The organism is Kitasatospora sp. NPDC002965, from assembly GCF_040611255.1.
GTDB lineage: Bacteria > Actinomycetota > Actinomycetes > Streptomycetales > Streptomycetaceae > Kitasatospora.
The window spans coordinates 22,033-36,084 of record NZ_JBEXNT010000016.1 but is presented as its reverse complement, the minus strand read 5'-3'; the positions used below and the strand labels follow the sequence as shown (position 1 = coordinate 36,084).

At 74.0% G+C, this 14,052-nt stretch carries 7 protein-coding genes; 5 read left to right on the top strand and 2 right to left on the bottom strand.

Annotated features, from left to right (window positions below; all coding sequences use genetic code 11):
• Positions 1-140: 140 nt before the first annotated feature.
• The gene (locus ABZY91_RS09775) at positions 141-7,754 is read left to right on the top strand and encodes an RHS repeat-associated core domain-containing protein (protein ID WP_355401165.1); all 7,614 of its coding nucleotides are present in this window, start codon (positions 141-143) and stop codon (positions 7,752-7,754) included.
• Positions 7,741-8,340 (top strand): hypothetical protein, encoded by a 600-nt coding sequence (locus ABZY91_RS09770; protein WP_329884115.1) that lies wholly within the window; start codon positions 7,741-7,743, stop codon positions 8,338-8,340. The genes ABZY91_RS09775 and ABZY91_RS09770 overlap by 14 nt, the downstream gene beginning before the upstream one ends.
• A gap of 95 nt (positions 8,341-8,435) precedes the next feature.
• Here the strand turns inward: ABZY91_RS09770 and ABZY91_RS09765 are convergent, their stop codons facing one another.
• Positions 8,436-9,623 carry an ROK family protein gene (locus ABZY91_RS09765; RefSeq protein ID WP_329884113.1) on the bottom strand — a complete coding sequence of 396 codons (1,188 nt, stop codon included), beginning with the start codon at positions 9,621-9,623 and terminating at the stop codon, positions 8,436-8,438.
• A 415-nt stretch (positions 9,624-10,038) separates the two neighbouring features.
• Positions 10,039-10,821 carry an SDR family oxidoreductase gene (locus ABZY91_RS09760; RefSeq protein ID WP_355401163.1) on the bottom strand — a complete coding sequence of 261 codons (783 nt, stop codon included), beginning with the start codon at positions 10,819-10,821 and terminating at the stop codon, positions 10,039-10,041.
• A gap of 244 nt (positions 10,822-11,065) precedes the next feature.
• On the opposite strand from ABZY91_RS09760, the gene ABZY91_RS09755 reads away from it, so the two are divergent.
• From ABZY91_RS09755 to ABZY91_RS09745, 3 genes are all read left to right on the top strand, one after another.
• A complete protein-coding gene (locus ABZY91_RS09755) occupies positions 11,066-11,755 on the top strand; it encodes a 50S ribosomal protein L11 methyltransferase (protein WP_355401161.1) in 690 nt (229 codons plus the stop codon).
• Between the two features lie 126 nt (positions 11,756-11,881).
• Positions 11,882-12,319 carry a GNAT family N-acetyltransferase gene (locus tag ABZY91_RS09750; RefSeq protein WP_329884107.1) on the top strand — a complete coding sequence of 146 codons (438 nt, stop codon included), beginning with the start codon at positions 11,882-11,884 and terminating at the stop codon, positions 12,317-12,319.
• Positions 12,320-12,553: 234 nt separating this feature from the next.
• The gene (locus tag ABZY91_RS09745) at positions 12,554-13,987 is read left to right on the top strand and encodes a pyridoxal phosphate-dependent aminotransferase (RefSeq protein WP_355401159.1); all 1,434 of its coding nucleotides are present in this window, start codon (positions 12,554-12,556) and stop codon (positions 13,985-13,987) included.
• Positions 13,988-14,052: the final 65 nt, after the last annotated feature.

The window sequence follows — 14,052 nt, the reverse complement described above, 5'->3', positions numbered from 1 at the left end:
GGAGGGAACCGTTCGGGGGCGCCCCTGGGCTTGTGGCACAAGGATCGGTAGGTTCCGAACGATCTCTGTGCAACCCGAGCGCTCCGTGAGACCCGAGCGTTCCGGGCAACCCAAGCGTCCGGCGATCCTGGGGTGGGGCCGTGAACTCGCACTGGTACGGAAAGATCGGCGACGGCCCGGCCGCGCGTCGTGTCGCACAACTGCTCATCCTGGCGCTGGTCGCCGTCGGTCTCGGCATCCCGCCGGCCGCCGCCTGGGCCGCGCCCAAGGACCGCGCGGTGGTCTCCGCACCGCTGCCGCCCGGCCGGGTGAGCGCGGATCCGCGCACCCCCGAGCCGCCGCCGACGCAGGTGCCGGCCGCCGACGACAGCCCGCTCGGGCAGGAGCGCGCCCGGATCGCCGCCGAGATCAAGGCGGCCGACGCGCCCCGCAAGCCCGCCCCCGGGCCGGCCGCGGCGCCGGACGCCGAGGAGCACCGCAGGAAGCTCGACGAGCTGGCGGCCCGGCAGGCGCTGCCCGAGTACCGCATCCCGCAGCCCGAGGTGGACGACACCGGCAAGCGGCGCCGCTCGCCCGCCGGCCCGGCCCCGCTGACCCTGGAGCAACTGGCCGCGCCGAAGGCGGAGACGGCACCGAAGGCGGAGGCGGCCCCGCAGGCACCGGCGCAGACCACCGCCCAGTCCTACGGAGCCACCTACCAGATCGGTCAGCTCCAACTGGCCCCCCGCTACGACGCCATCGGATACCTGCAGCTCACCGTCGCCAACACCTCGAACTTCACCTGGACCCCCGCCGGCCAGCACCTCGGCCTGCACCTGTACCGGTCCGACCAGACCCTGGTGAACTACACCGCCTCGTTCACCGCCCTGCCGTTCGACGTCGCCCCGGGCCAGTCCGTCACGCTCAGCGCCGTCATCCCCTTCCTCGGGGCCGGGAACTTCCTGCTGGTCTACGACATGGCGGACCGGACCAACGGCGCCGGCTTCTTCTCGTCCCACGGAGTGCCGGCCTCCCAGGCCGCCGCGCTGACCGTGCCGCACTACGCGCCCACCGCGAGCGACGGCTGGCCCGCGGTCGGTGCGACCGTCTCCACCCGCACCCCGACGGTCTCCGCCTTCGTCGGTGACGACGGCACGACGCAGACCTCGGCCGAGTTCCAGATCTGCCCGACCAGCGACCCGGCGGTGGGCGGCTGCTGGGGCTCCGGCATGGTCAACGTCGCCGCACACCCCGGCGCCTTCGGGACGATCGCGAGCTTCACGCCGCCGGCCGACGCGCTGCGCTGGAACACCGCCTACTACTGGCGGGTCCGCGTCCAGGACGCCGGCTACACCTCGCCGTTCAGCGAGATGAGCATGTTCGCGGTGGTCGTCCCGCCGCCGAACGACGCCGCCCACCTGGGCCTCGACCCGGGCGCCCTGGACGACACCGGCGTCAACCTCTACCTCGGCAACTACACCCGCCAGGAAACCGACTTCGACCTCCCGCAGCCGGGCATCGGACTCCAGGTCAAGCGGACGTACAACAGCGCCGGCTCCACCAACGGCTCGTTCGGGATCGGCTGGACGTCGATCTGGGACATGGGCCTCACCGACGCGGGGAACGGCATCTCCACCCTCGCCCTGGAGGACGGCCGGAAGGTCAACTTCGGCCGGAACCCCGGGGGCGCCCTCGTCCCGGAGTTCGGCGGCAGCGGGTTCGGCGAGTGGGTGGACGCCGGCCACCTGCGGATGAGCGGCATGGACTACTACCTGGGGGACAGGGTCCGCCAGATCACCCGCCAGCAGGGGGCCGGAAACCTGCGGCTGGACCGCGACTACGTGGGCTCGCAGCTCTCCACCTCGCAGCTCAACCTGGCGTCGTCCGACCGCCGGCTCTTCCTCAACTGGGACAACCGGGGCCACGTCACCTCGGTCTCCACCAGCTCCCGGCACTTCGAGACCGGCGCCGTCACCTGGTACTACACCTACACCGGCGACTACCTGACCAAGGTCTGCGATCCGGGCGGCAACTGCACCGCGTACACCTACGAGACGTCCCGGTCCGGCGGCCCCAACCGGCTGGTCAAGGTCCAGAAGGCCCGCGCGGAGAACGTCACCACGGTCGCCTACGACGGCAACCTGGTCCAGCACGTGGGCAGGGCCGACAACGCCGCCACCGGCGTGGACAACGGCTGGACGTACGACCGCACCACCGACACCAGCGGTCCGACCCCCAACCTGGTCGTCCACCGCACCGACCCGCGTGGCATCCACACCTACTACCAGTACAACCAGGAAGGCCAGTTGGCCTACCGCTGGTACGGCACGCCGACGCCGCCGCCCGGCCGGACCCGGATGTTCGGGTACGACGCCTTCGGGCACCTCACGTCCGCCGTCGACGAGAACGGCAACGTCGTCCGGTACGGCTGGAACTTCGGGACCAACCAGCTGACCACCACCACCCGGTACCGGACCGCGCTGGAGCCGCTGACCGAGCGGACCACCTACTACGGCAACGGCGACTGGGCCGGTGACCCGCGCAACGGCGTGCCGCTGGAGGTCACCGACGCCAACGGCCACACCACCACCCTGACCTACAACACGGCCGGCAGCCGGCGCACCGAGACCGGACCGGCCGGCGGGGTGACCACCACCACCTGGGCCTGCCAGGAGGTGCTCAGCCCGCCCAACGTCAACTCCACCCCGCAGTACAACGGTTCGACCTGCAACGTCCCCGTGTCGGTGACCGACCCGGCGGGCCGGGCCACCACCTACGGCTACACCCACCGCGGCGACCAGTCCCAGGTCACCACCCCCGCCGGGCAGATCCTCAACACCTTCTTCGACGACCTCGGCCGGGTGGTCCGGCGCACCGTCGCCGACGCCGCCCACCCCGACGGCGTGGCCACCGCCTACACCTACGACAAGGCCGGCCGCCTGGCCACCGAGACCGGCGCCGCCGTGACGAACCCGGTCACCGGCGTCACCCACCAGGCCCGCACGACCTACGCCTACGACCCGGACAACAACCTGGCGAGCCGCACCGTCACCGACCTCACCGCGCAGGCCCAGGGCGGCGACGCGCCGCGCACCACCACCTACGGCTACGACGCGCAGGACCGGCTCACCACCGTCACCCAGGACGGCGTCACCACCAAGCGCGTGACGTACGACCAGCTCGGCAACGTCACCGACACCTGGAGCCCGAACGGCGCGCACTACGTCTACGGCTACGACACCAACGGCCGACTCGTCGCCGTCGACCTGAAGGACTTCGTCGACGACCCCGCCGCCAACTCGCCGCCCCGCAGCGTCCGGCTGCAGACCTTCGCCTACGACGCCGGCGGCCGTCTCGCCGCAGCCACCGACGCCATGCAGCACCTGGTCACGTACACCTACACGGCCGACGACCTGGTGCTCACCGAGACCTACTCCCTGGTGAACCAGGCGGGCACGAGCACCCGCGAGATCACCCTCCACACCTTCACGTACGACAAGGCCGGCAACGTCGTCAAGGACGTCCGAGGCAGCGGTCCGACCGCCCGCACCACGACCTACGCCTACGACGCCGCCAACCGCCTCACCGCCACCACCGCCGACCCGGGCGGCCTCGGCCGGACGGCCACCAGCGCCTACGACACGGCCGGGCTGGTCACCGCGACCACGATCAGCGACGGCACCCGCACCGAGACCCGCGAGAACGTCTGGGACCAGACCACCGGCCAGCTCGTCCGCACGCTCGTCCGGCCCGACGCCGGCACCGCCCTGGTGACCGGCTTCCGCCGGGACACCCAGGGCCGGGTCCTCGCCACCACCGACCCGCGCGGCATGCCGCAGCCCGGCGCCCCAGGCCAGGCCGACCCGGCGTACACCACCACGCACGGCTACGACCTGCTCGGCCGGCTCTCCGCCACGAGTACCCCCGCGACCCCGGTCGAGGACGGCACCCCCGGCGCCGCCCCCGCCGCCCAGCAGGCCACCGGCACCCGGGGCTACAACACCTTCGGCGAACTGACCGACGTCCGGGACGCCACCGGCCTGGTCACCCGCTACCTCTACGACAAGCAGGGCCACCGGACCGAGGCCAGGCTGCCGGCCTACACCCCGCCGGGCGCGGGCACCGCGCTGAACCCGGTGCGGAAGTGGACGTACGACGCGGACGGCAACACCACCTCGGCCACCGACGCGCTCGGCCGCACCACGACCTTCACCTACGACCTGCGGGACCGGCTCGTCCGCACCACCCTCCCGCCGGCCGCCCCGGGAGCCACGCCCGGCGTCACCGTCGTCGCCCGTGACGACAACGGCAACGTCCTGTCGGTCATCGACCCGTCCGGCGCCCAGTCCCTCGCCGTCTACGACGGCATGGACCGACGGCTCTCCGCCACCTCGGTGGTCCGCAACGGCACCGCCACCCCGGACCGGTACACCACCACCTACACCTACGACGACTTCGGCGACGTGCTCTCCGAGACCCTCGGCGACACCTCCACCGGCTACACCTACGACAAGCTCGGCGAGCTGACCTCCAGCACCCCGGCGGGCCGCGGCACCACCCGCTACGCCTACGACCTGGCGGGCCGCGTCTCGACCGTCACCGACCCGCTCGGCCGCACCTCCACCACCACGTACGACCTGGCCGGCCGGGCCACCGCCACGTCGTCCGCCGACCAGGCGGGCACCGTGCTCACCCGGACCGGCTACGGCTACGACGCGGCCGGGAACGTCGTCACCCTCACCGACCCCGGCGGCCAGGTCTGGCGCACCGCGTACGACGCCCGCAACCAGGCCACCTCCTTCACGGACCCGCAGGTCCGCCCCGGCGACGCCGCGTCCGCCCCGGTCACCGGCCTCGGCCACGACCTGCTCGGCCGGCTCACCCGGATCACCGACGCCAACGGCAACGCGACCCACCAGCGGTACAACACCCTCGGCCTGGCCGAGGCGCAGTCCCTGCCGGCCGTGGCCGCCGACCAGTCCGCCGCGGACCGGACCACGACCAGCGCCTACGACGCGGCCGGACAGCCCGTCACCGTCACCGAACCCGGCGGCGTCCGTAGGGCGTTCACGTACGACGGACTCGGCCGGACGGTCGCCGAGAACGGCACCGGCGGCGACGCCGACGCCTCCCGCGCGTTCGGCTACGACCTCGCCGGCCGCATCACCTCCGCCTCCGCGCCCGGCGGCACCCAGACGTTCGCCTGGGACGACCGCGGGTTGCTGAAGGGCAGCCAGGGCCCGCTCGGCACCAGCGCCTACACCTACGACACCGCGGCCCGTCCGCTCACCGAGACCGCCCCCGGCGGCGCTCGCGTCACCTACACGTGGAGCGGCAACGACGACCTCGGCACCGTCACCGACAGCCTCTCCGGCCTCACCCGCACCCTGACCCACGACCTGGCCGGCCAGGTCACCACCGAACAGCGCCGCTCGGGCCAGACCCCCGGCCCCACCCGCACCCTCGGCCACGACGGGCTCGGCCGGATCACCACCGACACCGTCACCGACCCGACCGGCCACGTCTCCACCCAGCTCACCTACAGCTGGGACCCGTCGGGCCGCATGCTCACCAGCGGTTCCACCGGCACCGCCGACCCGCACGGCGAGCAGTACGGCTACGACCCGGCGGGCCGCCTCACCCGGACGCACAACACCACCGCCGCCACCGGCACCGACTACACCTGGGACGCCGTCGGCAACCGCACCTCCGTCGTCGACTGGACCGGCACGCCCGCGCAGCACACCACCACCGGGACCACCACGGCCGCCTACGACCCGCGCAACCGCCTGACCGGCACCACCGCGCCCGACGGCTCCACCGCCGCCTACACGTTCACCCCGCGCGGCACCCTCGCCACCGCCACGACGAAGAACGCGTCCGGCGCCGTCACCGGCTCCTCCACCAACCGCTACGACGCGCTCGGCCGGCTGACCGGCGTCGACGGCCGCTCCTACGCCTACGACGCCCTCGACCGGCTCACCGCCGCGACCGCCGGTGGCGCCGCTGCCGCCGCGTTCACCTACCCCGGCCTCGCCAAGGAGCCCGACTCCGACGGCAGTTACGCCTACGCCCGGACCCTCGACGGTACCCCGCTCGCGGCCGCCCCCGCGGGCGGCGGCACCGCCCGCACCCTGCTCACCAACGCCCACCACGACGTCCTCGGCACCACCGACACCGGCAGCGGCGCGCTGGCGGCCGGTCGCTCCTACAGCGCCTTCGGCAAGCGCACCGCCTCCTCCGGCAGCGCCCCCGACCTCGGGTACCAGGGCGGCTGGACGGATCCCGCCACCGGCCGGGTCCACGCCCAGGCCCGCTGGTACGACCCGGGCACCGGTACCTTCACCTCCGCCGACGACCGCGTGCCCGGTCTCGGCTCCGCCGCCGCCACCAACCGCTACGCGTACGGCAACGCCGACCCGGTCGGCAACTGGGACCCGAGCGGCCACTTCAGCATCGGCGGGTTCAACATCAGTGCGGGGGCCATCACGTCCGGGCTCCGGGCCCTCGCCGGTGCGGGAGCGGCCGTCGTGGAGACGGCGCTCAGCGCGGGCGCCGTCGCCGCCGAGACGGTCGCCGTCGCGGGCGGCGAGATCATCGCCGCCGGGGCCACGGTCGCCGAGGCGGCCGGAGCGGCCGCCCTCTGCAGCGTCGGCTGCGTCGTCGCGCTCGTCGTCGGCACCATCGTCGTGGTGGCCGTCGCCGGCTACCTCATCTACGAGCTGGTCAACGCCGACGGCAGCCTGACCCCGGTCTCCACCGGCACCGGCGCGAGCCCGCAGGCCGCGACCGACCCGGGCACCAGCGGGGTGCCGAAGGCGGTCGGGGTCACCGGCGCCGGTACCGGCAAGGGCACCGGAACGGGTAAGGGCACAGGCACAGGCACAGGCACAGGCACCGGAGCACAGCCGCCCAAGCCCCGGCCCACACCGCCCCCGCCCCCGTACCTCACCGGCACCACCCGGGCCGTCACCCAGGACGTCCGCACCGAGGTCAGCCACTGGTGGGACGACACCTACCTCTACACCCGCACCGACACCTGGACCACCGACACCACCTTCATCACCTCCCACTACTCCGACGGCTCCTGGACCAAGAGCGGGCCGCAGGTCAGCATCCGGCACCTCTGGGAGACGCTCCGCCGGCTGCTGATCGACTTCTCCGACCCCGTCCAGCTCCCCACCCCGCTCGACAGCGGCAGCCCCGACCCGCACATCGACAACCCCGCCGATCCCGGCGCGGGCTGCGGCACCGGAGGCACCCTCGACGCCTGCGCCGACTCCCAGGCCGCCGGCCGTCTCCCGCTCGGAGCCCTCGACGGGACCCCGCGCACGGACGGCGAGGGCAGGGGCGGCAAGAAGCCGCCGACGGTCGACGCCCCGTCCTGCGACGGGTCGCCCTACGACCCCAACGGGCTGGGCCTGAGCCGCGAGGAGCGGGTCGCCCGGATGATCGGTGGAACGGTCGCCAAGGGCGCGAACGGGCAGGACATCAAGATCGTCATGCCCAACGTCGGCTCGTCCGGTCTCGACGTGTACGGTCCCAACGGCGAGTACGTCTTCGTCGGGGGCGGGGCGAAGGCCCTGAACGCCTCCAAGTTCGGGCAGGCCCTCAAGATCGGGAAGTACGCGGCGGACATGGCCGGAGTGAAGGCGATCTACTACTTTGACGAGGCGACGACGCCGGACTCCGTCATCCGGAAGGCGGAGAAGGTGTTCGGCAAGGACAACGTGTTCCTCTTCAGCATGGAGGACGACGACTGTGACGACGAATGACGCGTTCGTGGCCTGGTACCGCACCCGGACCTCCCGCCACCGGTTCGAGGCGCTGGCCGGAGCGTTCGGCCGGGCGGGCGTCACCCTGGTGCACCCGGGTCTCGGTACGGCGGTCCTGCTGGACGTCGAGGGCGACCAGGTCCGGCTGCCCGCCGACCGGGTGGCCGAACTGGTCGGGTTCGCCCTCGGACCGCTCACCGTCGAGTGGTGGTTCGACGCGGACACGAACGTGATCTGCTCCTTCGCGCACGAGCCCTTCGGCTGGGAGAAGCAGACCTACCACCTCGACGGCCTGACGCCGCAGGAGGCCCGCACGGTCGAGGAGGTCCTCCTCGGCGAGGTGCGGGACCACCCCGGCGAGACGGTGGCGCTGGTGGTCGACCGGACCGGGCGGACCGTCGAGTTCGACTGGGACGCGGTCGTGCGCGGCGACACCGCGGTGCTCGGCGCCATGCCCGAGGCGCTGGTCCTCGACCCGGCCGCCGCCGGGGCCCTCCACGGCCTCCCGTCCGGGGCCGTCCGTCGGGAGCTCGACCCGGGACTGGTGCTCCTGACCGGCCCGGACCGGCAGCCGCCGGAGGGCTGAACGGGCGCCCGCCGCAGGGCGGGAGAGAACGCCCGCCGGGGGCGGGACCACGTGCGGCGGCCGACGGGAGGAGCTCCCGTCGGCCGCCGCTCCGTTCACACGCGGGCGGGGGCCGCCGGGTCCGTGGCCGGCGGGTTGACGGCGAAGAGCTGTTCCTCGACCTGGTCGAGGGCCACCCGGAGGGCGCCCATGGCGACGACCTCGGAGCCGAGGGCGGCGAGGGCGACCTCGGGCGCGCGCAGCGTGAACTGGGCGAGGCGCTGGCGCAGCGGGTCGAGGACGCCGTCGAGGCCGGCCGCCCAGCCCCCGACCACCACCAGCTGGGGGTCGATGGCGAGGACGAGGGCGGCGACGCTCTGGACGAGCCGGGTGAGGAACCGGTCCATGGCGACCTGCGCGACCTCGTCGCCCTCGCGGGCGAGCTTGAGGACCCGGGCGACGGCCGCCTCGTCGAGCGGGTTGAGCGGCTTGCCGGTGGTGGAGAGGAGGCGCTCGGGAGTGACCTCCTGGCCCAGCAGGTGCAGGGCGCCGATCTCGCCGGCCGCGCCGCCGAAGCCGCGGTGCAGCCGGCCGTTGATGAGGGAGCCGGCGCCGGGGCTGAGGCCGGCCATCACGAAGACCATGTCGTCGGCGCCGACCGCGGCGCCCTGCCAGTGCTCGGCGATGGCGGCGAGGTTGGCGTCGTTCTCGATGAGGACCGGGCAGCGGAACGAGCGCCGGAGGCGGGCGCCGAGGTCGAGGCCGGTCCAGCCGGGCATGGCGGTGCCGAGCTGTACGGTGCCGTCGCGGTCGACGATGCCGGGGGTGCCGACACCGACCGCCCACAGGTTGTCCCGGGAGACACCGGCCTTGCGCAGCACCTCGGCGACCACCGACCGCACGGCGGTGAGCCGCTCCTCCGCGTCGAGGGTCTCCTCGACCGGCCGGAAGTGGCTGCCGACCACCTCGCCGGTGAGGTCGGCGAGGATGATCCGGATGTCGTGGACGCCGATCTCGATGCCGAGGATGTGCCCGGCCTCGGCGCGGAACCTGAACCAGCGGGCGGGCCGCCCGCGCCTGCCGCCGCCGGGCTGGCTGCCGTTCTGCGGCTGCTCGACCTCGGCGACCAGGCCGGTCTCCACCAGTCCCTCGATCACGCCCTCGACCGTCGGCCGGGAGAGTCCGGTGTCGCCGACCAGCTGAGTGAGGGTCACAGCGTGGCCGGCGCGTAGCGCCCGGAGGGTCACCGCGGCGTTGATCCGCCGCAGTAGTGAGGAGTCGCCACCGGTGAGTCGATCCGCCAAGACGCTGCCCTTCGCCGTTCGCGCGACTGCCCTGGCGCGCGTACCGAGTACGCGGGCACCACCGACCGGCCCGCGCGAGTCCGCCGCCCGGCAGGCCGGCAGGGCAGCGCTGAGCCGCCTGCACCGGGCCGGATGGCATGTGCCGGATGCTACCCGTGCCCGGCCCCGGGGAGCGAGCATCTTCGCAGCTCACCCAGGCTTCGGTATCGAAATGGTACGCATCGGGTGGCGGTGCGTGATCCGGGTTGCGCCGGGCACCTCTCGGGGCACGCGGCCGGTCGCGTGCCGGCCGGCACCGCGTCGGTGGCGGCGCGCGGCCCGGGTGGCCCGGCCCCTCCCGGCGGGCCGGACCACCCGGGCCGCGCCGGACCCGGGCGGCCCCGGCGCGCCGGGGCCTGCGGCCCCCGTCACCCCGTCAGCCGAGTCCGCCGGTGGCCCCCAGGTTCTGCCCGGAGACCCACCGCCCGTCCGGTCCGGCCAGGAAGGCCACCACGTCCGCGATGTCCGACGGCTGCCCGAGCCGCCGCAGCGGCGTCAGCCCGGCCACCACCTCCAGGGCGTGGGGCGGGTTGACGGCGCGCAGCAGGTCCGTCTCGACCGGACCGGGGGAGACGGTGTTGGCGGTGATGCCGCGCGGGCCGAGTTCGAGGGCGGCGGCGGCCGTCAGCTGTTCGAGGGCGCCCTTGCCGGCGAGGTAGGCGGCGATGCCGTCGGTGGGGCGGCGGGTGTTCAGGCTGGAGATGTTGACGATCCGCCCGTTGTCGCGCATCCGCCGGGCCGCGTAGCGGAGGGTCAGGAAGACGGCGCGCGCGCTGACGGCCAGGACGGCGTCGAAGTCGGCCGGGTCGGTCTCGGCGAGCGTGGCCCTGGTGAAGGTGAGCGCCGCGTTGTTGACGAGGATGTCCAGCCCGCCGAGGTGCTCCTCGGCCGCGGTCATCAGCCGCTCCGCGCCGTCGGGCTCGCCCAGGTCGACCCGTACCGCGTGCGCCCGGCCGGAACCGTTGGCCCGCACCGTGCGGACCACCTCGGCCGCGGCCGCCTCGTTGCCCGCGTACGCGAACACGACGTCCGCCCCGTCCGCCGTCAGCCGTTCGACGACGGCCCGCCCGATCCCGCGCGAGCCGCCCGTGACGACCGCCGCCTTGCCCGCGAGCGCTTTGTCCGTGAGCGCTTTGCCCGTGAGCGCCTTGTCCGACATCGCCGACCCCCGTCTCCGGCCGGCCCCGTGCCGACCACGCGGAGTACCTACCCGTTGTGCGGGGCCGTTCGGCCGGGTCCGCGGGTCGTCTTTCGGCCGTCCGGGACACGGAGCGGGAGCACCTCGCGGACCGGTGTCCGGGACACGGGCCGGGGCGCGGGCCGGGGCGCGGACCGGGCGCGGCCGGGGCCGTCCGAGTGGTCGGGTGGGCGGAGCACCTGGTCACGGGCTCTATGCTGCACGCATGCTGAACGAGACGCGACCGGCCGAGTCCGCCGCAACTGCCCGGTCGGACCGGGAGTTTGTGCGCCGCGAGACGGTGGTCCGACCCGTGCCGTTCGTGCCGGAGGTGAACCTGCACATGGCGGAGGACGCCATCGCGCTCTGGGAGACGACCGAGGACGCGCGGGGCGAGCGCGGACTGCCGCCGCCGTTCTGGGCGTTCGCCTGGGCGGGCGGGGTCGGCGTGGCCCGCTACGTGCTGGACCACCCGGAACTGGTCGGCGGCCGGACGGTGTTGGACCTCGCGGCCGGCTCCGGGCTGGTCGGGATCGCGGCGGCGCTGCGCGGGGCCGCCTCGGTGCGGGCGGCCGAGATCGACGCGTACGCGGTCGCCGCGATCGGGGTCAACGCCGAGGCGAACGGCGTCCGGGTGGACGCGGCGTTCGCGGACCTGCTGGACGGCGACGGCGCCCCGGCCGAGGTGGTGCTCGCCGGGGACGTCTTCTACGAGCGGGCGATGGCGGCCCGCTTCCTGCCCTTCCTGGAGCGCGCCCGGGCCCGGGGCGCGGTGGTGATCGTGGGCGACCCGGGCCGCGCCTACCTGCCGCGCGGACGGTTCACCGAGCTGGCCGAGTACGAGGTCCCGGTGGTCGCGGACCTGGAGGACGCGGCGCTGAAGACCACCACCGTGTGGTCGCTGGCGGGCGGCTGAGGGCCGCCCCGCCGCGCATCCCGCACCGCCGGGGGCCTGCTGCGGGTCTGCTGCGGCCGGCCGGGGCCCGTCCCGCTCCGCGGAATTCCCGGCGGCGGGTGCGAACGCCCTGGTAGACACGGCGGCATGACCGACCACGCGCTGCGCACCGCCACCCCCGACGAGATCCCCGCCGTACTCGCCCTCTGGGCCCGCGCGGCGAAGGGCACCAGCATCACCGACGACGCGGCCGGGGTGGCCGCGCTGCTGGCCCGCGACCCGGAGTGCCTGATCGTCGCGGTACGGGCGGACGATCCGGCCGTCCTGCTCGGCACGGTGATCGCCGGGTGGGACGGCTGGCGCTGTCACCTCTACCGTCTGGCCGTCGACCCGGATCACCGTCGCCGGGGCATCGGCGCCGCCCTGCTGGCCGCCGCGGAGGAGCGCTTCGCCGCTCTCGGCGGGCGGCGGGCCGACGCGATGGTGCTGGACGAGAACCTCCTCGGCCACCGGACCTGGCAGGCCGCAGGGTACGGGCCGCAGCCGCAGTGGACCCGCTGGGCGAAGCCGCTGGCGTCGGCCTGACCTCGCCCCGACGTCGGCCCGACCTTCGCGCGACCTCCGCCGGTACGGGTCGTCCCGGCGTGACGGGTGCCGCCGGCCGCCGGCCGTCGCCGGATGGGTGCCGATCGCTGGCGGGGGTCTCGGGGGCGTGGTGCGCTGACACTATCTGTATGCGAACCATGCCGATGTCGCCACGTTCCGTGACCGGCGGGCGAATCCGGCGAATCCGGCCGACCCGGAGGAGTGCTCCCCACCATGACCACCCCCGTCACCCCCACCGGCCCGAACGAGGCCGCCGAGCTGCTCGCGCGCATCCCCGACTTCGAGCAGGCACTCGCCTTCTACCACCGCCACCTGGCGCCCGACTCCGCCGTCGACCTCTCCGTGGCGGAGAACGTCCTCGTCTACGACGACTCGATGCAGAAGGCGGTGTTCGACCACACCGCCCTGCTCCCCGAGCCGTACATCCACTACATGTCCGCGTACGGCACGCCGGAACTGCGGGGGCAGGTGGCGGCGCTGCTCGCCAAGGCGTGGGACGCCCCGGTGGCGGCGGGGGACGTCTTCGGGACGGCGGGCGTCGCCTCGGCGCTGGAGTGCCTCGCCTTCGCGCTCCAGGACGCACCGAGGCCCGGCGAGCCCGGCCCGCCGCCGCTGGTCGAGGGGGACGCCGTGCTGCTGCCGGCGCCGTACTGGCAGGGGTTCAACTGGTCGTTCGAACAGCGGCCCAGGCTCACGTGCGTCCCGGTGGACCTGCCGACGGAGGGCCCCGGACGGTTCCGGCTGACGCTGGACCTGATCAAGGAGCGGTTCCGGGAGTACGAGCGGCAGACCGCCCGGCAGCCGAGGCTGCTGGTGCTGACGAACCCGCACAACCCGCTGGGCGTCAACTACGGCAAGGAACTGCTGGAGGAGATCTACACCTGGGCGATCGACGAGACCGACCTGCACATCGTCTCCGACGAGATCTACTGCCACTCGCAGGTCGACGGCGGCCGGATCCCGTTCACCAGCGCGGTGGCCCTGGACGCCTACCGGCGGAACCCCGAGCGGATCCACGTGGTGTGGGGCTTCGCCAAGGACTTCGGGCTGTCGGGGTTCCGGACGGGCTTCCTGGTCTCCAAGTACGGGCCGGTGCAGCGGGCGATGCTGGGCACGACGGGCATCGAGGAAAAGAAGCACCCGCAGTCCTGGTTCACGCCCTTCGACTCGCTGAAGCACTACGTGATCGGCTCGCTCCTGTCGAGCACGGTGAACGGCGCCGGCTCGGAGCTGTACACCGACTACGCGATGCGGCGCTACCGCGAGCTGCTGAGCGGGAGCTTCGAGAAGGTGAAGGACCGGCTGGTCGCCAACGACATCGAGTTCGTGTACCTGGACGGTGACAACCCGGCCCAGTTCTTCTGGCTCGACCTCCAGGAGTACCTCGGCAAGCGCCCGCCGGAGGGCGCGCACGGCGACGCCCCGCTTCCGGTCACGGCCGGCAGCGGGCTGGACCGGGACGAGCTGTGGCTCTTCAACCACCTGGCCGGCCCTCCCACGGAGGTCTCCCTCCTCCCCGGCGGCACGATGCACAGCCCCGCGCCGGGGTTCTTCCGGCTCTGCTTCACCGCCCGGCAGCCCGAGGAGGTCGGTGAGGCCGTGGACCGGATCGGCCTCGCGCTGAGCAAGCTGGTCACCCCGGGGTAGCCGGCGCACGGCGGCAGCCGGCCCCGGAGGACGGGGCCTCCGGGGCCGGCCGGAGCCCTTCGCCG

What these genes read in the sequence shown, in the direction of transcription:
- ABZY91_RS09750 (WP_329884107.1), top strand. Translation starts at nt 11,882, where the DNA reads ATGACCGACCACGCGCTGCGCACCGCCACCCCCGACGAGATCCCCGCC.
- ABZY91_RS09755 (WP_355401161.1), top strand. Translation starts at nt 11,066, where the DNA reads ATGCTGAACGAGACGCGACCGGCCGAGTCCGCCGCAACTGCCCGGTCG.
- ABZY91_RS09745 (WP_355401159.1), top strand. Translation starts at nt 12,554, where the DNA reads ATGACCACCCCCGTCACCCCCACCGGCCCGAACGAGGCCGCCGAGCTG.
- ABZY91_RS09760 (WP_355401163.1), bottom strand. Translation starts at nt 10,821, where the DNA reads ATGTCGGACAAGGCGCTCACGGGCAAAGCGCTCACGGACAAAGCGCTC.